This is a genomic window from Paenibacillus sp. J22R56, assembly GCF_056269375.1.
Map to the genome: position 1 here is coordinate 95,325 of NZ_JBWDNV010000001.1, position 21,328 is coordinate 116,652.

23 protein-coding genes are annotated in these 21,328 nt (G+C 47.7%); all 23 read right to left on the reverse strand.

Annotated elements, in window-relative coordinates:
* Positions 1-129 precede the first annotated feature (129 nt).
* On the reverse strand, positions 130-783 hold the full coding sequence (locus tag AC0YNT_RS00405) for a BofC C-terminal domain-containing protein (protein WP_475802856.1): 654 nt from the start codon (positions 781-783) through the stop codon (positions 130-132).
* A 138-nt stretch (positions 784-921) separates the two neighbouring features.
* Positions 922-3,297, reverse strand: coding sequence for a LysM peptidoglycan-binding domain-containing protein (locus tag AC0YNT_RS00410; protein ID WP_475802857.1), 2,376 nt, complete (start codon positions 3,295-3,297; stop codon positions 922-924).
* 164 nt (positions 3,298-3,461) lie between these two features.
* Positions 3,462-4,334, reverse strand: a complete 873-nt coding sequence (pheA, locus tag AC0YNT_RS00415; protein ID WP_475802858.1) for a prephenate dehydratase — start codon at positions 4,332-4,334, stop codon at positions 3,462-3,464.
* Entirely contained in the window at positions 4,331-5,305 is a 975-nt protein-coding gene (gene thrB, locus AC0YNT_RS00420; RefSeq protein ID WP_475802859.1) for a homoserine kinase, read from the reverse strand. Before thrB ends, pheA begins: the two co-directional genes overlap by 4 nt.
* A gap of 52 nt (positions 5,306-5,357) precedes the next feature.
* Positions 5,358-6,644, reverse strand: a complete 1,287-nt coding sequence (locus tag AC0YNT_RS00425; RefSeq protein ID WP_475802860.1) for a homoserine dehydrogenase — start codon at positions 6,642-6,644, stop codon at positions 5,358-5,360.
* 18 nt (positions 6,645-6,662) lie between these two features.
* Entirely contained in the window at positions 6,663-7,100 is a 438-nt protein-coding gene (locus AC0YNT_RS00430; protein ID WP_167280165.1) for an ACT domain-containing protein, read from the reverse strand.
* 142 nt (positions 7,101-7,242) lie between these two features.
* Entirely contained in the window at positions 7,243-8,565 is a 1,323-nt protein-coding gene (obgE, locus tag AC0YNT_RS00435) for a GTPase ObgE (protein ID WP_475802861.1), read from the reverse strand.
* Positions 8,566-8,578: 13 nt separating this feature from the next.
* A complete protein-coding gene (locus AC0YNT_RS00440; protein WP_475802862.1) occupies positions 8,579-9,316 on the reverse strand; it encodes a Spo0B domain-containing protein in 738 nt (245 codons plus the stop codon).
* Positions 9,317-9,441: 125 nt separating this feature from the next.
* On the reverse strand, positions 9,442-9,753 hold the full coding sequence (rpmA, locus tag AC0YNT_RS00445; protein WP_167280168.1) for a 50S ribosomal protein L27: 312 nt from the start codon (positions 9,751-9,753) through the stop codon (positions 9,442-9,444).
* A gap of 17 nt (positions 9,754-9,770) precedes the next feature.
* Complete coding sequence (locus AC0YNT_RS00450; RefSeq protein ID WP_475802863.1) at positions 9,771-10,106, reverse strand: ribosomal-processing cysteine protease Prp; 336 nt, start codon at positions 10,104-10,106, stop codon at positions 9,771-9,773.
* A 12-nt stretch (positions 10,107-10,118) separates the two neighbouring features.
* A complete protein-coding gene (gene rplU / locus AC0YNT_RS00455) occupies positions 10,119-10,430 on the reverse strand; it encodes a 50S ribosomal protein L21 (RefSeq protein WP_167280170.1) in 312 nt (103 codons plus the stop codon).
* 166 nt (positions 10,431-10,596) lie between these two features.
* Positions 10,597-11,847 (reverse strand): Rne/Rng family ribonuclease, encoded by a 1,251-nt coding sequence (locus AC0YNT_RS00460; RefSeq protein ID WP_475802864.1) that lies wholly within the window; start codon positions 11,845-11,847, stop codon positions 10,597-10,599.
* Positions 11,848-11,939: 92 nt separating this feature from the next.
* Positions 11,940-12,821 (reverse strand): M50 family metallopeptidase, encoded by an 882-nt coding sequence (locus AC0YNT_RS00465; protein WP_475802865.1) that lies wholly within the window; start codon positions 12,819-12,821, stop codon positions 11,940-11,942.
* On the reverse strand, positions 12,814-13,770 hold the full coding sequence (locus AC0YNT_RS00470; RefSeq protein WP_475802866.1) for a peptidoglycan DD-metalloendopeptidase family protein: 957 nt from the start codon (positions 13,768-13,770) through the stop codon (positions 12,814-12,816). Before AC0YNT_RS00470 ends, AC0YNT_RS00465 begins: the two co-directional genes overlap by 8 nt.
* Positions 13,771-14,360: 590 nt before the next feature.
* Positions 14,361-15,509 carry an FtsW/RodA/SpoVE family cell cycle protein gene (locus AC0YNT_RS00475; RefSeq protein WP_167280173.1) on the reverse strand — a complete coding sequence of 383 codons (1,149 nt, stop codon included), beginning with the start codon at positions 15,507-15,509 and terminating at the stop codon, positions 14,361-14,363.
* 7 nt (positions 15,510-15,516) lie between these two features.
* Positions 15,517-16,308, reverse strand: coding sequence for a septum site-determining protein MinD (gene minD, locus AC0YNT_RS00480; RefSeq protein ID WP_167280174.1), 792 nt, complete (start codon positions 16,306-16,308; stop codon positions 15,517-15,519).
* 13 nt (positions 16,309-16,321) lie between these two features.
* Entirely contained in the window at positions 16,322-16,978 is a 657-nt protein-coding gene (locus AC0YNT_RS00485; protein ID WP_475802867.1) for a septum site-determining protein MinC, read from the reverse strand.
* 66 nt (positions 16,979-17,044) lie between these two features.
* The gene (gene mreD / locus AC0YNT_RS00490) at positions 17,045-17,578 is read right to left on the reverse strand and encodes a rod shape-determining protein MreD (RefSeq protein WP_475802868.1); all 534 of its coding nucleotides are present in this window, start codon (positions 17,576-17,578) and stop codon (positions 17,045-17,047) included.
* A gap of 2 nt (positions 17,579-17,580) precedes the next feature.
* Positions 17,581-18,417 (reverse strand): rod shape-determining protein MreC, encoded by an 837-nt coding sequence (gene mreC / locus AC0YNT_RS00495; protein WP_475802869.1) that lies wholly within the window; start codon positions 18,415-18,417, stop codon positions 17,581-17,583.
* 84 nt (positions 18,418-18,501) lie between these two features.
* Positions 18,502-19,530: a rod shape-determining protein gene (locus AC0YNT_RS00500; RefSeq protein ID WP_441891419.1), complete on the reverse strand. Its 1,029-nt coding sequence runs from the start codon at positions 19,528-19,530 to the stop codon at positions 18,502-18,504.
* Positions 19,531-19,571: 41 nt separating this feature from the next.
* Positions 19,572-20,258 (reverse strand): RadC family protein, encoded by a 687-nt coding sequence (radC, locus tag AC0YNT_RS00505; protein ID WP_167280178.1) that lies wholly within the window; start codon positions 20,256-20,258, stop codon positions 19,572-19,574.
* Positions 20,259-20,343: 85 nt separating this feature from the next.
* Entirely contained in the window at positions 20,344-20,976 is a 633-nt protein-coding gene (locus AC0YNT_RS00510; RefSeq protein WP_475802870.1) for a Maf family protein, read from the reverse strand.
* A gap of 48 nt (positions 20,977-21,024) precedes the next feature.
* Positions 21,025-21,267, reverse strand: coding sequence for a DUF4321 domain-containing protein (locus AC0YNT_RS00515; protein ID WP_167280180.1), 243 nt, complete (start codon positions 21,265-21,267; stop codon positions 21,025-21,027).
* Positions 21,268-21,328 lie beyond the last annotated feature (61 nt).

Consider the following 21,328-nt stretch of genomic DNA (forward strand, 5'->3'; position numbering starts at 1 on the left):
GCTTCTTATCCGTCCATTATAGCAAAAGTTGGTCCGAATGAGAACACGCGTTTGAGATTGCCGCGCCGACAAAACTTCCCCAGTCTATAAAAAAGCCTTCCGCGGTAAAGGCGGAAGGCTGGCATCGCATCAATAAGTCGGCTTCATCACTTTTTGGTTAGCTGGCATAGCGAAATCACTGTAAGTCGACAAGACACTATTGTATTCATCCATATCTGAGATTTTGATTCCTCTCGTCAAGCTATCAACCTTGTCCTGTGGAAGGCTGCTCTCCATATATCTGACATCAAGCTGGAAGAAAGTTTTGACGACCTTCTCCTTCTTAGGCGCACCTTCAAAAAGGGACAAATAGCCAAGCTTGTCTAATCCAATATAAACATTGCCTCTGCAGGATTGAGAGAAATCTTCAATCGACTGCTCCAGCACCACTGTTTGACCATCCTGTGACAGCATCGCTGTCCATTCCGGATGGGACATTAAAATCCGAATAACCTCAGCTGACGTCATTTGACCAAAAGGCTGCGTTTCTTCCCCGCAAATGTATTGACGGTGCAGCCTAACTGCAAGCGGCTCTTCATGCTCTTGCAAAATCCGGATCAAACCAGGGTTCCCTTCTCCTGGTTCTATCTTACCTGCAGTATTAGCCGATGCAGTCCCTGGCAGACCATAAATAACCTGAATGGCCGCAGTCATTCCGAGCAAGAACGAGCCTAGCGTCCACATTGGACGCCGCCCCCTTCGCAGCCGTTTTTTTAATTGCTTCCATAAGCTGAACTTCATCATAATAAAGGCCCCTTGTATTCATGTTTGACCTAGTGTAACTCTAAACTTCCATAAATATGTATGGATAGGAAAAATGAAACAGAAAAATGCCTCCTGTCTTTGGGGGAAGGCAGGAGGCATTAGTGTGAAGAGCTCTAATTAACGGTTAATCCAAGGTTTGCTGTTCCGTTTTGTTTTGGTCGTTTTTGCAGCGACACTACGAATTTTGGCCGTTTTGCGCTGTTTTGTTTTTTTGCTTACAATCGCAGCAGCTTCAGGCTCTTCCTCTACGCGCTTGCCATTACAGCCGCAAGGATCATCCTGTGCACCAGCTGTTTGACCTGGCCAGTAAGAATAAGGAGAGAAGCCTTGTGCACCAGCTACCGGATGTCCATAGCCGTAGCCATAACCTCCAGGAGCAAAGCTTGCCGGGGAAACGTTCGGGCCAAGTGCCATCGGTGATACATTGGAACCAAGCGCAGTTGGTGCCATGTTCGAGCCAAGCGCCATCGGTGATACGTTAGAGCCAAGTGCCATAGGTGATACGTTAGAGCCAAGTGCTGTTGGCGCTGTGTTTGAGCTAAGCGGTGACACATTTGAGCCAAGCGCTGTTGGTGACATGTTGGAACCAAGCGCCATTGGCGATACGTTCGAACCAAGAGCAGTTGGTGCTGTGTTAGAACCAAGTGCCAACGGTCCTACGTTGGAACCTAAGGCTGCAGGGGATACGTTTGGCCCCATCATCTCTGGAGATACCATTCCCGGATGACCATAGCCGTAACCATACTCTGGGCCTACATTTGCTGGCGATACGTGTCCGCCATATCCATAGCCATATCCAAAGTCTGGACCTGTTTCTGCCGGAGATACCCATCCTGGGCTATAACCATAACCTCCGCCAGGACCCATCATCTCTGGACTAACATTTGTTGGAGCGGAGTTTTCCCCTAGTGCAGCTGGGGAAACATTGTCTGGGCCAAAGCTCGCAGGAGATACGGCTCCCGGACCCCATCCATAACCAGGACCCATTTCAACAGGGGATACGGCTCCTGGACCCCATCCATAGCCGTAATCTGGACCAACATTAGCTGGCGATACAGACGATGGACCATATCCATAACCATGCTCTGGGCCAACGTTAGCTGGCGATACAGCTGACGGACCATAGCCATAGCCGTAGTCTGGGCCAACGTTAGCTGGCGATACAGCCGATGGGCCATATCCATAACCGTAGTCTGGACCTACGTTAGCTGGCGATACAGCTGATGGGCCATATCCATAGCCGTAGTCCGGGCCAACGTTAGCTGGCGATACAGCTGATGGGCCATATCCATAGCCGTAGTCTGGGCCAACATTAGCCGGAGACACAGCAGACGGACCGTAACCATAACCATGCTCTGGACCAACATTAGCTGGCGATACAAAGCCATAGCCTCCACCTGGGCCGACTGCAGCCGGACTTACATTTGGTGCAGCATTCTCGCCACCTAATGCGGTTGGGCCAACATTTTCAGCTCCAAGTACTGGTGATGCATTTTCCGAACCAAATACCGCTGGAGAGACTGCGCCATAGCCGTAACCTGGCCCTGCCGCGATTGGCATTGTACCAGGCGGGCACCAAGGACCTTCGTTTGCCGGGCTTACATTTGAGCCAGGCCAGCCGCCATAACCATAACCTGGGCCGACTTGCATCGGAGATACCATTGGCTGATTATTGCCATATCCGCCATGATGATGCTGAGAAGCAGCTTCAACCGCAGGTACGCCAAATTGCTTAAATAGATCAACACTAGGCTGCAGGTTTGGCTGTGCATTTGATTGCGTGATTGGTGCTACATTTGGTTTCATTTTTGGTGCGATATTTGCTTCCATTGCAGGCTTCATATTTGGCTTCACATTCGCGTCTTCTGCCTTAGCTTTTTTGTCCGGCGATTTTTGAATCGGCAGAGCTTTCTTAGCTGGCTCTTTCGCAACAGGAGCAACCGGCGTTACGATTGGTGCTGTAGGTGTTTTTCCTGCTGGTGCAATCGGCGTAATAGGAGCTGTAGGCGTTTTTCCTGCTGGTGCTAGCGCAGCTGGCATTTGGCCAGTTGGCTTTTTGCCTACCCAGTTTTGTACACCATGCATAAGCGACATCGGATGAAGAGGATGAGCACTGCCAGTTCCTTGTGCTGCTGGCCCCTCGGATGTAGGTGTCGCTGTCTTAGGAATGTTGACAATTTCGCCGGTCAAAAGCACATTCGGATTTTTAAGCTGCGGATTCGCTTTAATCATGTCCGCGAGCGGTACGCCCCAAGCTTTCGACAGCTTCCAAAGCGTATCCCCTTGTTTTACCACATGCTGATGCATAATCTCCATCCCTCCTGTCCCGCCGCCAACCTCATTAGCCGATGGGACCTTCAGCTTCATTCCGACATCCAGCAGATCCGGGTTCGTAATGGAAGGGTTCAGCTTTAAGATGTCTTCAATCGACACATTATGTTTCTGTGCAATGAAATACAATGTATCGCCTTTCTTTACAACATGAATTTTCACTAGCAAAAAACCTCCTGTCACGGACTTTGTATAACGGCACGGCGAATGCCTGCTATCAATCATTACATCCTATGCAGAACGTAGGCAGGTGTCTCCACCTTCAAGCAAAAAAATTAGCGGCACCCGTTATGGGCACCGCTAATCTCATTTATTCCTATATTTTCTTACAAGAGCTGTTCATAAGTAAAGCTTGGATAACTCCCCAGGATACGAACCTGGCAGCCAAGCGCCTCAATCTCTTCAAGCGCCGAAGGCAGGAGTACTGTATCCAGCGCCATTTCGATATCGATATAAAAATAATAATTGCCCAGCTTTTTCTTCGTCGGGCGTGATTCAATCTTCGACAAGTTGATCTTCCGCCATGCGAAAGCGGCGAGTACTTGATGAAGAGCACCAGGATAATCTTCAGGCAGCGTAATCAAAATACTTGTTTTCTGCTTGTCCGATTGGCGCACCGTGAATGGCTCGCTGCCTACCAGTAGAAACCGGGTGTAATTGTTATCGTGGTCTGTGATACCCTGACTCAATACATCCAGGCCGTTATTGCTCGCAGCTGTCATCGTACCGATAGCCGCCCAGCCTGCATCCGGATTGTCCTTGACGATCTTGACACCCTCAGAGGTGCTTCCTACAGTTTCAATCTCTGCATGCGGCAGCCTACTACGAAGGAATTGCAAGCATTGTGCGATAGCTACGGGATGACTCATCACTTTCTTGATCTTGCTGAAATCAATTCCGCCTTCTTCACTAGCTGCTTCCGAACGGCGACCGATCAAATTTTGAATCGAAGGATAGACCCATTCCGCCTGAATTGGCAGATCTACTTCATGAACCAGCCAATCCACGTGCAGATTGACGGAGCCTTCAATTGTATTCTCAATAGGTACAACGCTATAATCGCTGACACCGTTTACCGTCGACATAAATACATCGGCGATTAAGCGGTGGTGTTCCCACTTCATTTCTTCTCCGGCAAACAGCCGCTTGACTGCTTCATCCGACACGGATCCGGCAGGCAGTACTGCAATTGTCTTCATCGTACAACTTCTCCTTTTATCCGCTCCATGAGATCAGGAGCAGAGCTTGCTGAGTCTTCCACAATGATGACCGGACCCTCCGAGCTTGGCTTCAGCCACATTGTCTCTGCTACGATGCCTTCCTGCTTCAATGTTCCAAGCAGGAATTGCTCCAGCTCCGATTTGCTCTTGCTGGTCTCGTCTACGAATGCGATCAGCGTAGGACCCGCTCCACTGAGAGCCGCACCAAGCGCACCATAATCTGCCGCGCTCTCCAATATAGCTGTCATACCTGGAATCAGTGCTGCCCGGTAAGGCTGGTGCAGCCGGTCACGCATCGCATGACGGATAAGACCCAGCTCGCCGCTAGCTAATGCCGCTACGAGCAGTGAACTCCGGCCCACATTAAAGACCGCGTCGGCCATACTGATCTGCGTTGGCAAACAATGGCGCGCCTTTTCTGTCGACAGCTGGAAAGCTGGTATCGCGACCAAAGTCTCGAGCTTCACATGTGGTTCAAGTCTAACATAATCAGCACGTTCGCCGTCCCATGCCGAGACGACAATTCCGCCGAATAAGGAAGCACCAACATTGTCAGGATGCCCCTCTAATTTGGTAGCGAGCTGGAATAGCCTATCATCCGTAAGTGGACTGCCAATCAGTGCATTCGCTGCTACTAGAGCGCCAATAATGGCAGATGCGCTGCTGCCCAAGCCTCTTGTTAATGGAATATCACTGTACATAGCAACATCCAGCTCTGGAACAACAACTCCCGCTTCTTCGAAGACGAGTTGAGCCACTTTATAGATCAAATTCGATTTATCTGTTGGAATGCCTTGCATCTGGTCACCGTACAGACGAAATGTTGTTTTCTCTGCGGCAGACATTTCAATCCAGGAATACAACGAAAGCGCCATGCCCAGCGTATCAAATCCAGGTCCTAAGTTAGCCGTGCTGGCCGGCACTTTCACAATTACTCGACGATTATTCATGACGGATAAAGCTCCTTTATTCGCTTTTGCAATCAATCAAATTGAAGTAGGATTAGCCTTCTACGCGATAAACGCTCTTCACCTTGCGAATAACGTCCAGCGACTCAAATTTCTGCAGCACTTTTTTGATTGCAGCTTTATTCGCATCATGTGTAATCACGATAATTTCTGCTTCTGGGTTGGAGGCGTTAGGCTGCTGCAGCACCGACTCCAGGCTTACTTCAAACTCCGCGAATACTTGCGTAATTTGAGCCAGTACGCCTGCACGGTCATCTACATGAAGCAGCAGGAAATATTTCGAAGAAATCTGCTCATCGGTTTTGAGCTTTTTCTCTTTGTATGTCAGTAATCCTTGCTTGCCGTTTACACCCAGCTTCAGGTTCTTCACGACAGCTACAAGGTCAGATACGATCGACGTAGCCGTTGGCAGTTCTCCTGCGCCCGGACCGTAGAACATTGTCTCACCAACAGCTTCGCCATATACATAAACTGCATTGTAAACACCATTCACGGACGCAATTGGATGTGAGTTTTTCACCATTGTTGGTTGAACACTGATGCTGAATTGATCATCTTGACGTTCTGCGATGCCAAGCAGTTTCACTGTGTAGCCGAGACGCTTCGCGTAAAGGATATCTTCGCGTGTAACCTTGGACATCCCTTGAACGGAGACATCTTCAAGAGCTACTTTCGCACGGAAACCAAGCGTTGATAGAATAGTCATTTTGCGTGCAGCATCAAGACCCTCTACGTCAGAAGTTGGATCTGCTTCTGCATATCCAAGATCCTGTGCTTCCTTCAGCACATCGCCATACGACGCGCCTTCCATACTCATCTTGGACAAGATGTAATTTGTCGTACCATTCACGATACCCATGATCTTCGTAATGCGGTCGGAAGAGAAGCCCTCCACCAGTGTACGGATAATAGGGATGCCGCCTGCAACGCTTGCTTCATAATACACATCACAGCCATGCTCCTGCGCTTTAGCCAGAATCTCCGGGCCATGCAGAGCCATCAAATCCTTGTTCGCTGTAACGACATGCTTGCCGCGGGAGAGTGCTTCCATAATATATTCCTTCGTCGAACCGATTCCGCCCATTACCTCAACGATCACATCGATGTCAGGATTGCTGATGATTTCCCATGGATCTTCCGTCAGCTTGGACGAGTCGATCGAAATACTGCGGGATTTCGCTTTGTTTTGAACAAGAATTTTCTCAATAACAATCGGAGATCCCACCTGGCTTTGCAAATCTTCCTGATGACCTTCTACGATGCGCACTACACCAGTCCCGACAGTACCGAGACCAAGCAAACCTACCTTCACTGGCTTCATACAATTCCCTCCATCTAATCAACCTTGTCCGATAACGGCAGCTTTACGCACGCCTTCCTGGCTGCGTATCACTTCAATAAGTGTTGTAAGTTCTTCATTAAGCTTTGAAATATCAACGGATATAACCACATTAGCGAAGCCTTGCAGCGGAATACTCTGATTCATCGTCAGGACATTCCCTTCCAGACCAGCCACGAGGCTCAATACCTTCGATAATACACCGGATCGATGCTCCAAATCCATCGAGATGGTCACAATCCGCTCGCGTTCCAGTTCATGCAGCCCGTAAACGCCATCTTTATACTTATAAAAAGCGCTGCGACTAAGTCCAACCTTCTCAACCGCTTCGTGCACCGTGGACGCTTCGCCTCGACCAAGCATTTCTTTCACTTGAATCGTCTTCAAGATCGCCTCAGGGAGCATATCCTCACGAACGACATAATAACGTTGCGTCACTATTTCGTCCTCCCTACAAAGACAATTGTTCTTCTATAATGGACATTATAGCGGAATATGGCGAAAGCGGCAATAGGTAAGTGCGATGCTTTCTATGAAAAAAGACGACCAGCGGCCGTCTTGTGTTTCATTTGATATTGTTCTATTTTCCGGTATAATCGGTGCCTTCGAAGAACTCGAATGTAAAGTCGGCGATTTGAACTGTATCTCCGTCTCTTGCGCCTTCACGACGAAGAGCGGCATCAACGCCCCACTTCCGCATGAGTTGTGCGAACCGCATAATCGCGTCATACGAGTTCATATTCATACGCTTCAAGTAGTTCTCAATGCTTGCGCCTTGCACGACATAGATCTCATCTTCCTTATGAATCGTGAAGTTGTTATCTTCGCGTTTCTCGAACGTAAATACTTTACGCTCCGCAACATCCTTCACTTCTTCAATCATCAGCTCATCAGGAACAGCGTCTAGTGTATCAGCTGCTTTGTACAGCAGCTCTTGAATTCCCTGCTTAGTCAGCGACGAGATCGGAAGGATCAGATATTCACGGTCACCGCGAACCGCATCAAGCTGCTCTTTGAACAGCTCCAAGTTATCATCAGCACCAGGCATATCCATTTTGTTCGCCGCAATAATTTGCGGACGATCAGCAAGCTTCTCGTTATATTTCACGAGTTCATCATTAATCTTGACCCAATCCTCGAAAGGATCGCGCTCTTCCGTACCCGCCATATCAATGACATGTACGATAACTCTTGTCCGCTCGACATGACGCAGGAATTCATGGCCTAGGCCGATGCCCTCATGAGCTCCTTCAATCAATCCCGGCAGATCGGCCATTACAAAGCTGCGGCCGTCACCTACATCAACAACACCAAGGTTTGGTGTAATCGTTGTAAAGTGGTATGCACCAATCTTCGGCTTCGCACCGGATACAACCGACAGAAGTGTGGACTTGCCTACGCTTGGGAATCCAACGAGGCCAACGTCAGCCATAACCTTGAGCTCAAGTGTTACCCAGCGCTCTTGGCCTTCTTCCCCATTCTCACAAATGTCAGGAGCTGGATTATTAATTGTTGCAAATCGAGTGTTACCACGTCCACCGCGTCCGCCGCGTGCAACAACAACTTCCTGTCCATGACGCGTCATATCGGCAATGATCTGTTCCGTATCATCATCCACAATAACTGTGCCTGGCGGAATACGGACAATCATATCGTCTGCACTTGCACCATGCATGGATTTGACTTTGCCGCGTTCGCCGGCTGGACCTTTAAAGTGCTTCTGATAACGGAAATCCATCAGTGTACGCAAACCTTCGTCTACACGGAAAATGACGTCGCCGCCATTACCACCGTCACCACCTGCTGGTCCACCTTCCGGCACGTATTTCTCACGACGGTAGGAAACGATACCGTTACCTCCATTACCGCCTTTTACAAATATCTTCGCTTTATCGACAAACATGTTTTGCCTCCGTTTAAGCGCGCCGCTCCGCTTTTAAAACCATGTTCCTTTGCGGGTTATCAAACTTGACCGCAAGCAGAGACGCGCCTTCCAACTGCTGTTTTATTTTATCCGTGAGCTGTTGCTCACTGGTTAATTCGCCCTCATACTGAAAAGTTACCACCAGCGTCCCCTCTTCTTTGGAGAGCTTTAGGGTAAGTGTTGCAGGATCACCATATCCTGTCTTCACCTGGAATCGATAAGCATTGATTAAACTAATCAATGTCTCAGCGAAGTCCCGGCCTTCGTTTGGCAGTTCATTCAGATGGATATCCTCATCCATCTTCACCTGAAGCTGCATGGCATTCGTAAGTGTACGGAAAGATTGTATATAGCTAATCAGCGAAGGAACACCCAGCTTTGCAATCTGGCTCTCCTCCGTCATTCTAACCCTTATTTTCTCCACGTATTCCACGGTTTTATCCAGCTTATTCATTCGTATGTAACCGAACAAAACCTGGAGATCGTTCATCCAATCATGCCGATGATGATTCAGCGTCTTAATACTTGCCGTTTGCAGCATATGCACAGTACGTGCTAACCGCTTTTCCTGCTCATTGCGCTCTGTCTTAATCCAGAACCCAGCAGCTGCCATTGTCCATAGAAGAAAAAGTACAACCAGCCATACCGAAGAAGGCCAAATGAGCACAGCCGCACAAGGCAGCACAACGGAAGCCGCTGCCGACTGTCTCGCCATTCTAATGCGATCCATCGTAATCGATCCCACTTTCTGCTTGTTTGCTAGCTAAATCAGTATAGCATGCGAATGAAGCGCCCGAAAGGTCTAAAACAAACAAAAACCCCGGCCTGTTCATGAGGCCGGGGCACTTGTTGCTATTAAGCTTCTACTGCTGCGGCTACCGGAGCCAGATCAACTGGGTATACGCTAACTTTCTTGCGATCGCGTCCCCAACGTTCAAACTTAACGACGCCTTCTACCAAAGCGAAGAGCGTGTCGTCTTTACCGATGCCCACGTTATTACCTGGGTGAATCTTAGTGCCGCGTTGGCGGAACAAGATGCTACCAGCGGATACGACCTGACCGTCAGCGCGTTTAGCGCCAAGACGTTTCGAATGGCTGTCGCGACCGTTCTTTGTAGAACCTACGCCTTTTTTCGATGCGAAAAGCTGAAGATCTAATTTCAACATGGTGATTTCCTCCTTCTCTAAAGAAGTTGTTCGTGCATTATGACATATTTGTCGTATGATTGTGCGATATTGCCGAGCATAACGACCATCGATTCGAGCAACAGCTGTACTTTGTCGTCCGTGTCCTTATCCGACTGCTCCGGAATGTCTGACGAGAGCCAGCCATTCTTCATCGAAGCCGGAAGCTCCACTTTCGCCAAAGCCTCGATAGCATTGACAGTACCGACCGATACGGCCGAGACTCCGGCGCAGATAATATCCTTGCCGCGGTTTGCATATTTAGCGTGTCCTGAGATCGCAAATGATACAATCCGTCTGTCAGCGGCTCTCCGTACGAATGTAACAGATATCATAAGAAAGTCCTCTTACGCTTGGATTTTCTCGATTGTTACTTTCGTGAACGGTTGACGATGACCTTGCTTGCGGCGGTAGTTCTTTTTGGCTTTGTATTTGTAAACGATGATCTTTTGGCCTTTACCTTGTTTCTCGATTTTGCCAGAAACAGTAGCACCGGAAAGAACTGGAGTACCAGTTACCAGACCTTCGCTGTTAGATACTGCCAAGACACGATCAAACGTTACGCTTTCGCCTTCGTTTGCGTTCAGTTTTTCGATGTAGATTACATCGCCCTCTTGAACTTTGTATTGCTTGCCGCCAGTTTCGATAATTGCGAACATGTGTTGCACCTCCTTATTGTCGAAGACTCGCCTAATCCAGGTGGCAGGAGCAAAATGCATCCCACGCTTAAACCCAATTGGAGCGGTATCTGCATGTCCAAATATGAATATAAATGAGACATACCAGAACATTCTATCACAGATTACTTAATCGATCAACTATTGCCTATGAATTAACAGTAGTCTTTTTGCCGGTGCCGCCGCATGCCGGGCAGCGCTCGTTTAGCTGCCTTGCAGCATTGTCCCGCGCCTTACGTCTGGTCAGCTCCAGCAGACCAAGCCTTGTCCAGCCAAACACGGTGCATTTGGTCCGGTCCCTCTTCGCCCAATCCGACAGTCTTGCCATTACTTTCTCGCGATTGGATTCATTCTCCATATCAATAAAATCAATAACTATAATACCGCCGACATCTCGTATTCGAAGCAGTCTGGCAATCTCGTCAGCCGCTTCCATGTTCGTCTTGAACACAGTGTCTTCCAGATCGGTTGCACCTGTATACTTAGCTGTATTGACATCAATAACCGTCAGTGCTTCCGTCTCATCCCATACGAGAGAGCCGCCGCTCTCCAATCGGATTCGGTTTTGGAAGGCTGCCTCAAGCTGCTCTGTCACTCTAAACCGATCAAATAACGAAGACTTTTCTTTTCGTGCATCAAATACCTTTAACCGGTCTGCCAGATGCGGTGTCATTTCCTGAATCAACGCTGCTGCCTCACTGTAACGGGAAGCATCATCAAGCCATACCTCGTCCATATCATCAGTCAGTGTATCTCTCACCGCACGCCTAAGCAGACCCGCTTCGCGATGCAGCTCAGCCGGAGCCTTCGCAGCTGCCGCCCGCTGCTCTACACTTTTCCATAACTGTCGAAGCTGCTCCACATCAGCACCAAGCGATTCTTCACATTCGCCTTCGGCTGCTGTACGCATGATGATGCCTTCTTCTTCCAGTCGAAGCCGTTCACCAATCATCCGGATTCGCGAGCGTTCGCTTTCCGTCAGTATTTTTTTCGACACACCGACATAACCGGCTATCGGCATATAAACCAGCCAACGGCCCGGCAAAGTAAAGTGCGTCGTCACACGCGCTCCCTTACTTCCCATCGGTTCTTTCATTACTTGTACAACTAGCTCTTGCCCCGGTTTGACAAGCTCCGTAATGGAAGGCTTTTGCTCCGGTTGTTTCTCCAAATGCGGATGCAGCAGATCATCTATGTATAGAAAAGCGTTTTTCCCAAGACCAATATCAACAAAAGCGGCCTGCATGCCTGGCAGCACATTGACTACTCGTCCCTTATATACATTGCCGACCAATCCGCTGCTCTCCGACTGTTCCATATAAAAATCAATAAGCCGCCCGTTCAACAGCACGGCAGTCTGCAGCAGTTCTCTGTGTCCGTGCATCAACATCCGCTTCATTCCCGAACATCAACCGCCTTACGTTTTGTTTCTCGTCATCTACTCTATTCTACCACCAAGTTACCTTAACGAAAAAGTGGTCTATTTTACCTCTATCGAAAAAGCTCGATAACGGCACGATTGGGATCACGTTCAATCAAGAAACGATCCACTACCTCTTTTTCAGGAACAACCTTGACGATACGGCCTTCCAGCTCCATCAAATAAATAAGATGGTACTGTTCACGCCATAATAGACGCACGACGCCAATAATTGGTTGCTTAATATTTACAATTATTGGTCGAGCCAAAGAGCCGCGGGCAATCGTTCGAACGGCAACTCGGTCGCGATGCATAAGAAATCGAACGAAGAGATAAGGAATATTCCGGTAATAGGTCCAATTCGTCAGCCATAAGAACAAACCTACAACAAGCAGATTGAGCTGAATCCCGTTACTCGGCCAAAAAGCAGTGGAGATTGCAAATCCTATCATCAGCGTGCTAAGGACGATACTGATGCGGGAAGTCCATTTCATCATGGAATAATAATTGAAACCATAGCTGAAAGCAGCCTGCAGCAGCTTGCCGCCGTCAAGCGGATAAATGGGGAGAAGGTTAAATAAGCCAATCATTAGATTAGCCTTCCATACATATGCCGCCCATTCCGGGTCCCACCAGCCAAGCTGGCCGCATCCCCAAGCAGCAAATCCCATCCAGACGTTCTGAAGGGGTCCAGCTATGGCAATAAGGGCATCCTGCCTGGCAGGGATACTACCGGCATCGTCGATCTCCGCAACCCCGCCAAAGGGCAGGAGCTTCACTTCCCTGACACGGATGTCGAAGCTCCTTGCCACAACAACATGTCCAATCTCATGCACAAGAACGATTAGAAATAACGTGAAGAGCTCGGCGAAATAGCCCGTCATAACAGATCCAATCATGACGAGTACGAATAGCGGATGAACGGACCAGCGAATGCCCTTCCATTTAATCAATCGGAATCACGCCCACGGGATCGACGTATTGATCATTTTGCCTCACTGCAAAATAAAGCATGCTCGGCTCCTCGAGTGCAGACTCATGAAGGGTGCCTATCGTATCGCCAGCCTCTACCCAGTCATTTGGCTTAACCGTGGCCGCGCCAAGTTTGCCATAGACCGAGGAGCGGTCATTTGCATGTTCAATGAGAACAGTAAAACCTGTTCCATTCTCTGCTTCCGATACAACCAATACCCTTCCCGTTTCGATCGCGGATACTTCTTCTTTCGAAGTACCCGCAAGCTCGATCCCGTTAAGCATCTCCGCAAAAGTACGTACGATCGCGCCATCCGGCAGTGGAGAGACAATAGGCAGTTCAACCGCACCATTCGCAGATTCTGCCTCCTTCTGCTTCTGGTTAAAAATCGGTATAAAAGATGGAGCACCAGCGAACGTTTCCTTGTACCAGGTTGCGACTGCAGTAAAATCCATCTCATCCGTCAGCGCTTTTTTTACAATGGTTTGTCCCTTTTGTGCGTATGGCGAATCATTATGAAATACACCCCATATCGCCGCGAAAAGAACAACAGCGATAATGGCTTTCCATTTCAGTTCATTACGCAAAATTGGCCTGCGGTCATTGCCGTCATCATCCGAATCGTATGCTGGATATTCTGGTACAAAACGTCCGTTCTTGCCATCGCCAGACTCCCAGCCAAGCCAAGGATTCGGATTGGTCTTCCACAGCTTCTCCGGATCCAGCTCACCTCCGCCTGCTTCCATATGGTAAGGTGCAGGAAAAAGCTCCTCCTCATACCGGCGGTTTGGTTTGTCCTTAATAGGACGGGCTTTCCCCTGAAGCTTATTCTCCTGCTGCTGCCATATCTTGGCCTGTTTCTCCTGCAACTCCAGCAGCTGTTTAATTTTCTCCTGCCGCCGCTCTCGAACACTATCTTTTTTACTCATCGATTAGCCTCCTCTCACGCAAGGCAAGCCGGACGCCCTAACGCTGACCAAGCTCCTTTCTACATAAGTATGTGTACAGGCTGACAAGTATGCGGGGGACGGCATAATACAAAACGGACCGAGCAGATAATGGACTGAGCTGTGACATTCCACATTCGAATGTTCTTCCGATCGCTGTTGTTCCCGGATTCCTTGAATGTAGTAGGTTAGGGTTGGAATCCGGTGAACAAAGGCGAACGCAAGCTTATGCTTTCGAGGTAGCTTTCTTTCAGAAAGCTTTTAGCTTCTCCAGAATCATTCGAGCTGCTCCATTTCGGCTTAGCCTAAAGGGGCAGAAAAAAATGGCCGCGGGTTTATATAATCGCGGCCATTTTTGCTATAGAAAAAACGGCTGTGCCAGCGAAGCTAGCACAGCCGTTTTTTATTGAAATTTAGTTAATGGCAAGCTGAGCATTTTGAATGATTCTGGAGAAACGGAGTGGTCGCTTTTGTGAGGGGATTCCAATCCTATTGGAATTGTTAGAAAGGAATCCCCGAGCAATGGCGATCGGAAGAACATTCAAATGCGCAGTTTGTACATTAACCCCAGCCTACTCGGCCAGCTCGTATTTCTCTTGGTGGGCATTGATACTAAACAAAATACCAATACACAGCATGTTCAGCATGAGGGATGTACCGCCGTAGCTGATGAATGGGAGCGTAATACCGGTGATTGGCATAAGGCCGATCATCATCCCGATATTTTGGAAGATCTGAAACACGTACATAGATGCTATACCGATGACAATAAACGAGGCTCGATTATCGTAACATCGGAAGGCGATTAAAATCATCCTGTATATCAGGAGGAAATATAAGAGCAGCAGGACCGCTGAGCCCTGGAAGCCAAATTCCTCCCCGATAACAACAAAGATCGAATCAGAATAAGGATACGGGATAAACTTCCCGTTAATCATATCGCCCTTCAAGTATCCGTCGCCGCTTAGACCGCCGGAACCAATCGCAATCTTCGCATTTTCCGATTGATGCTTATCATCGCTTGATGCCTGACTTGGATCAAGGAACGTATTAATCCGCTTGTACCAGTGCTCTTTGTTATGATCCTTTAAATAATTCTCGATATCGGAATTGAACATCGTGAACAAGGATACAAACAAGACCACAGCTGCGATAACGGTCGTTAAGCCAACAAGCACATGCACATACTTGACGTTGCCGATCCACAGCATTCCAAGCACGATTACCAAATATATAATCGCGTTGCCAAGGTCAGGCTGAATCATTACGAGCAGAAACGGCAAAAAGGCAAAAGCCGCAATCGGAAGCAAATCCTCCGTAAAGGTTAAGCGATCACCTTGACGCCTGCCCATAATATAAGCAATACCAATAATGATAATAATCTTCATAATCTCAGCAGGCTGAAATAAGAAGCCGCCCGGCAACTTGAACCAACCGGACGCACCATTAATGTTAGCTCCAAAGAAAAAGACCGCTATAAGCAGCGCTATACCAATACCGTATAATATATACCAGCTTTTAAGCAAAATGCGATAATCGAATACCGTTGCCATTATAGCTATAATAAAACCAATTATATAATAGACGACTGTTTTCAGATCATAGTTGTGATAAATCGGGTTATTATGAGTGGCGCTTCTGATCAGAACGGTACTAATGCCCATTAAGCAAAGCAGAATCGCTATAATTCCCCAGTCTATTTTTTTTAGTTTGTTAAGCACAAGGCAATCATCCTATTCCAAGAAACTTGCGGAAGCGTTTGAAGGCCCCAGCCTTCTCATCAAGCAGCATAAGAGGAACCATATCACCAAGAATACGGCGAGCGATGTTTCGATAAGCAATCGCAGCACGCGAAGAAGGATCCATCACGGTTGGTTCGCCTGAGTTTGCTGCTTTGATGACCTTCTCGTCATCCGGTACGATTCCAAGCAAGTCGACAGCAAGCACCTGACAAATCTCATCAATATCCAGCATTTCGCCGTTTTTCACCATATTTTGACGAATACGGTTAATAATAATTTTGGATGGAATCTGGTCTTTCTCGAGTAGTCCAATAACGCGGTCAGCATCACGCACTGCTGCATTTTCCGGTGTCGTAACAACAATCGCCCGATCTGCGCCTGCAATTGCATTACGGAAACCATGTTCAATACCTGCTGGGCAATCAATAATGACGTAATCGAAATCTTTCTTGAGTTCGAGCACCATATCCTTGACTTGCTCCGGTGACACATCCTGCTTATCCTTCGTTTGCGCAGCAGGAAGCATGTACAATTCTTCAAAACGCTTGTCCTTAATCAGAGCCTGATTAAGACGACAACGTCCTTCCGCTACATCAATCAAGTCATAAATGATTCGATTCTCAAGTCCCATTACAACATCCAAATTACGCAATCCGATGTCGGTATCAACCATACAAACCTTTTTACCAAGCAAAGCAAGTGCTGTACCTAAATTAGCTGAGGTCGTCGTCTTGCCGACTCCGCCTTTGCCTGATGTAACAACAATCGCCTCTCCCATGCATGAACACCCCTTATACCTTAATCGGATTATTACGTAAACGGAATAATTGCGTTATCTTGTCAATCTGCATGCTTCCCTCATACAAATAAGCGAATTCCATGGCTGCGTCTCCGGACATCCATTCCTCCGGCGGGCGACTGATGACATCGGCAATTCGAAGCTGGGTTGGACGCATTAGCGAGGCGGCAATAATAACGTCCGTACGGCCGTTTACGCCCGCATGGGCGACACCTCTCAGTGCGCCCATCACGTAAATATCACCGCTGCATAAAATTGTGCCGCCTGGATTCAAATCGCCTGCAAGCAGCAGATCACCATCATGCTCTATCGTTTGACCGGATCGAACAATACCCGTGATAACATGTGGGCCTGTCGGAATTTGGTTTGCCATGTCCTGCGCGTCAAGCGCTGACTCAATCGACTGCACCATCAAATTCCCCTGCGAGCGGATAACCGATTTGATCCGTTCTTTATCATCTTCACCGAGCTGCCTTGCCCCAAGCTTCACATGTACGTGAACTAATGGGCCGGTAAGCAGCTGCTGATGCGTTTTCTCCAACTTATACTGCAGCTCCTCGAGCAAAACTGCGAATTCGCACTTATCGTCGAGAAGGAACACGAGACCTTCCTTGACACCTTTAATCATGATATGCTGCTTCTCGGTCACGTCTGCCCCTCCCCAACGTAATCCATTCTTTTCGCGATGAGCAAATTCCTGCTTTCTGCCAAGAAATTATTCTTCTTCTGTCTCCGGATTGAGCTTTGAGTGACTCTCATAGAGACGCCTTGCCGGAACATAAACCGCCAGCGCAAATACTAGCTGAAGGAATAAACTCGGTAGAATATGATCCATCAGTGCAAAAGCATAGGATTCATTCGTAATTCGGAACACCATGTTCACGAAGTAAACGATTGTATCATACAGAATACTGCCTAGCCCTATGATCGATAAAGCCGTCAATAGCGTACTGCGACGCCGCTCCAGCAATACTCCTGTATAATATCCAATAAGCCCCATAGCAAAAGCATTAACGCCCATCAAATGTCCGAAGTACACGACATCCTGCAGAAATCCAAATCCAATTCCAAAGAGCAAAGCCCGGTGCCGACCACTATATAAAGCAGCAAACATAACAAACACGAATAAGAAATGAGGAACAATTCTTCCGGTCAGCTCTGACGGAATAAGCCACGGCATAATGGTGCCTTCAACGATAAACAGCAGCAGCATGACAAGGATGAGACGGTTAATGCCTCTGTCACCCATTGTTATTCATCTCCCGAATTCGCAGGTTGGACGACGAATACTTCTGTCAAATGATCGAATTTGGCCGCCATCTTAAGCGTAGCTGTATGTGTTAAGCCAAAATCGCCGACCTGTCTTGTCTCTACCGTACCAATAACGAGTCCACGCGGATAAACATTCCCTAAGCCAGAAGTAATAACGACATCATCTACGATCATTTTGTCGTTCTCTGCAATCTTTGTCATTACCAGGCGGTCTGTTTCTTGGTCATAGCTGCTTACAATACCAAAAGATTCAGTCTCTCTGCCGAGAATGGTTGCTGCAATGGAATTCGATGTCGGCGAAGTTTCATCAAGTTCTGTAATTGGCGTTACCGTTGACGTGTAAGGACGTACATTACTTACAAGACCTACTAGCCCGTCAATCGTTGTAACCGCCATATTAGGTTTAATGCCGTTTTTGGAGCCTAAGTTAATGACCATCGTATGATTGTAAGGATCATTATCGATTGCTGTGACTTGCGCTATTAAGTATTTATAATCATACATCGATTTCTGTTGTTCCGTGAAATGAAGATCTTTTTGCAGCCGCTCATTCTCTTTCTTAACAAAATTATAATTAATTTTGTCGCGTGCGTAAGCAGCAGCTGTCAGACGGAGCTGTTCATTCTCTTCATGCAGCGTTTTAAGTTCACGAATGTCCTCAAAGAAGCCCGCTACTAATCCAGCGGGCTTGTAGAACCATTGCTGCGCGAATCCAACAGAATCACCGAGAAACTTCTCGGGGTAGGTTAGCTCCTTGCGGTCGCTTAGTGAGAAACCAATAACCGCAATGAACAGGATTAATCCGATCATAAGCATAAATAACCGCTTATTTCTTAGCAGCTTAAACAGTTCAATTCACCTGCCCGTTCCATATCCAATTCCGTTACCGCTCAGGTTCTATTAACGTTTCGAGCGGGAAGATCCGCCTTTTTTGAACAAATGAATGTGGTCAAGCGAGCGACCAGTACCAATTGCTACACAATCAAGCGGGTTGTCTGCCACAATAACCGGCATACCAGTCTCGCGAGCCAGCAGCTTGTCCAGGTTGCGAAGCAATGCGCCGCCGCCAGTCAATACAATACCACGGTCCATAATGTCTGCAGACAATTCCGGTGGACATTTCTCAAGCGTAATTTTTACCGCGTCAACGATTGAATTCACTGTATCCATCAGCGCTTCAGTAACTTCTTCCGATGTAATAGGCAACGTCTTCGGCAGACCTGTTACGAGGTCACGACCACGAATTTCAATCGATTCCATAGGTTCCAATGGAAGTGCTGTACCAATCTCCATCTTGAGCTGTTCGGATGTTCTTTCACCAATCATCAGATTGTAGAAACGCTTGATATATTGGATAATCGCTTCATCCATTTCATCGCCTGCAACACGGATCGAACGGCTCGTTACGATACCGCCTAGCGAAATGACAGCTACCTCCGTTGTACCGCCGCCAATATCAACAACCATGCTGCCTGTTGGCTCCCATACAGGAAGATCAGCTCCAATTGCTGCTGCAAACGGTTCTTCGATCGTATAAGCCTCACGAGCACCTGCTTGTTTAGCAGCGTCTTCAACCGCACGTTTTTCTACCGCTGTAATACCAGACGGCACACAAATCATCACATTCGGATGCTTTGGAAACAGCGATTTTTGTTTTTGTGCAGAACGAATAAAATATTTTATCATTGTTGCGGTTGTTTCGAAGTCAGCGATAACGCCGTCTTTCATCGGACGAACTGCACGGATGTTGCCAGGCGTTCTGCCGATCATTTTCTTCGCTTGCTCGCCAACCGCTTCAATTGTTTTAGTGTCAGTCCGCAGAGCCACAACTGACGGCTCTCTTACAACAATCCCTTTACCTTTTACAAATACAAGCGTGTTTGCAGTACCCAAATCAATTCCCAAATCTTTCGAAAAACCACCAAACATGTTAATGCTCCCTTCTAATTGCGACAATCCTACTTATTATATTACATGTAACCATGTTCCTTCAAACTGATAAACCTTCCATCCCCGATGACAAGATGATCCAGCACTTCAATACCCATGAGTTCACCTGCCTCGACCAATCGCTTCGTAAGAGCAATGTCCTCCGGACTTGGCATTGGGTCTCCGCTCGGATGATTATGTACACATATAATCGACGCGCTGCCAGCTTTCACAGCCGCACGAAAAACTTCTCTTGGATGAACAAGCGAAGCATTAAGTGTACCGATCGATAATGTTTCCCGGGCAATAATATGGTTCTTCGTATTCAGAAACAAACAGATGAAGTGCTCCTTTTTCAAATACCGAAGCTCTTCCATCACATAGTTCGCAGCATCCTGCGGTTTACGTACCGTCACTACCTCGCCATTCCCGCTCCGGACAATGCGACGGCCTAGTTCTATTCCAGCACGCAACTGGACTGCTTTCGCAGGTCCAATGCCTTTTATCGCAGTCAACTCACTCATGCTCATATCGAGCAAATTTCGCAAGTTTCCGCATTCTTTCAATATTTTACCAGCCAAATGTACAGCGGATTCCCGTTTCGTACCTGTACGAAGCAGGATCGCAAGCAATTCAGTATGACTAAGCGCTTCAGCCCCATATTGTATCATGCGTTCTCTTGGTCGCTCTTCATGGGGGACATTTCGTAATAAGTTGCCTTGCTCCATGTCCGTCCCTGCCTTCTCTTCCAAATGAATGATATGGCATTACTTGGTGTTATGTCCAAATTAAGATCACTTCATGAAAAGTAAATTAGAAAACATGAATCTCATAATGAGCCAGCATGTCCGACAGCAGCGATAACGGTAAGCCAACAACATTGAAATAACAGCCCTCGATCTTATCGACAAGTGTTGCTCCTAGTCCTTGAATACCGTATGCACCTGCTTTATCATCGGGTTCACCTGTTGCAATATATCCTTTGAGTCCTTCATCCGACATCGGTTTCATATAAACCTTAGTCATCCTGTGTGCGACAGTCGCAATTCCGGTATCAGCAATGACACAAGCTACACCTGTATAAACTTCATGCTCCCGTCCTTGCAGGCTGCGGAGCATCGATAATGCATCATCCCGGTCCTTCGGCTTGCCAAGCACCTGGCCGTCAACAACGACAATTGTATCTGCGCCAACGACAAGAGACGCCTCTGCTTCTTGGCGTTCTCTAAGCAGTGACGCTGTTGCATTAGCTTTACGCAAGCTCAATTGCTCGACAATATGTGCAGGCGACCATTCGGCAGGAACCGACTCATCAGCATCCGAAGACAAAATATAAACCGGCAAGGATAGGCCCAGGGATGCGACCAGTTCCTTCCGGCGCGGTGACGACGATGCCAGCACAAGCTGGCTGATCGGACGGATATTTACAGATTCATTCTTGCTCAAGTGTCTCATTTACTCCTTCATTTCCGGTTACACCGGGTAAGTACGGATTTACATTTTACGATACAACCATATAGCGGCTAAAGCGCCAATAATGCTGAATAAACTAATTTGAACATGCACATTCAGATCAAGGCTGAGTACATAGAGATCCACGGCGGGAGACCAAGTTGAATCAATTGTTTTGGTCAAAAAAGAGATTCCGGATACCGGCTCCAGCCAACGTGCAACGAGTGCACCCGCTAATAAGCCAAGCACGAGGAAAAGCAGTAAAATCCAGCCGTTTTTCTTCATTTTTCAACGCCTCTCGCCATTAATTGACACCTGTCTCCTATTATACTTAGGATCGATTTCG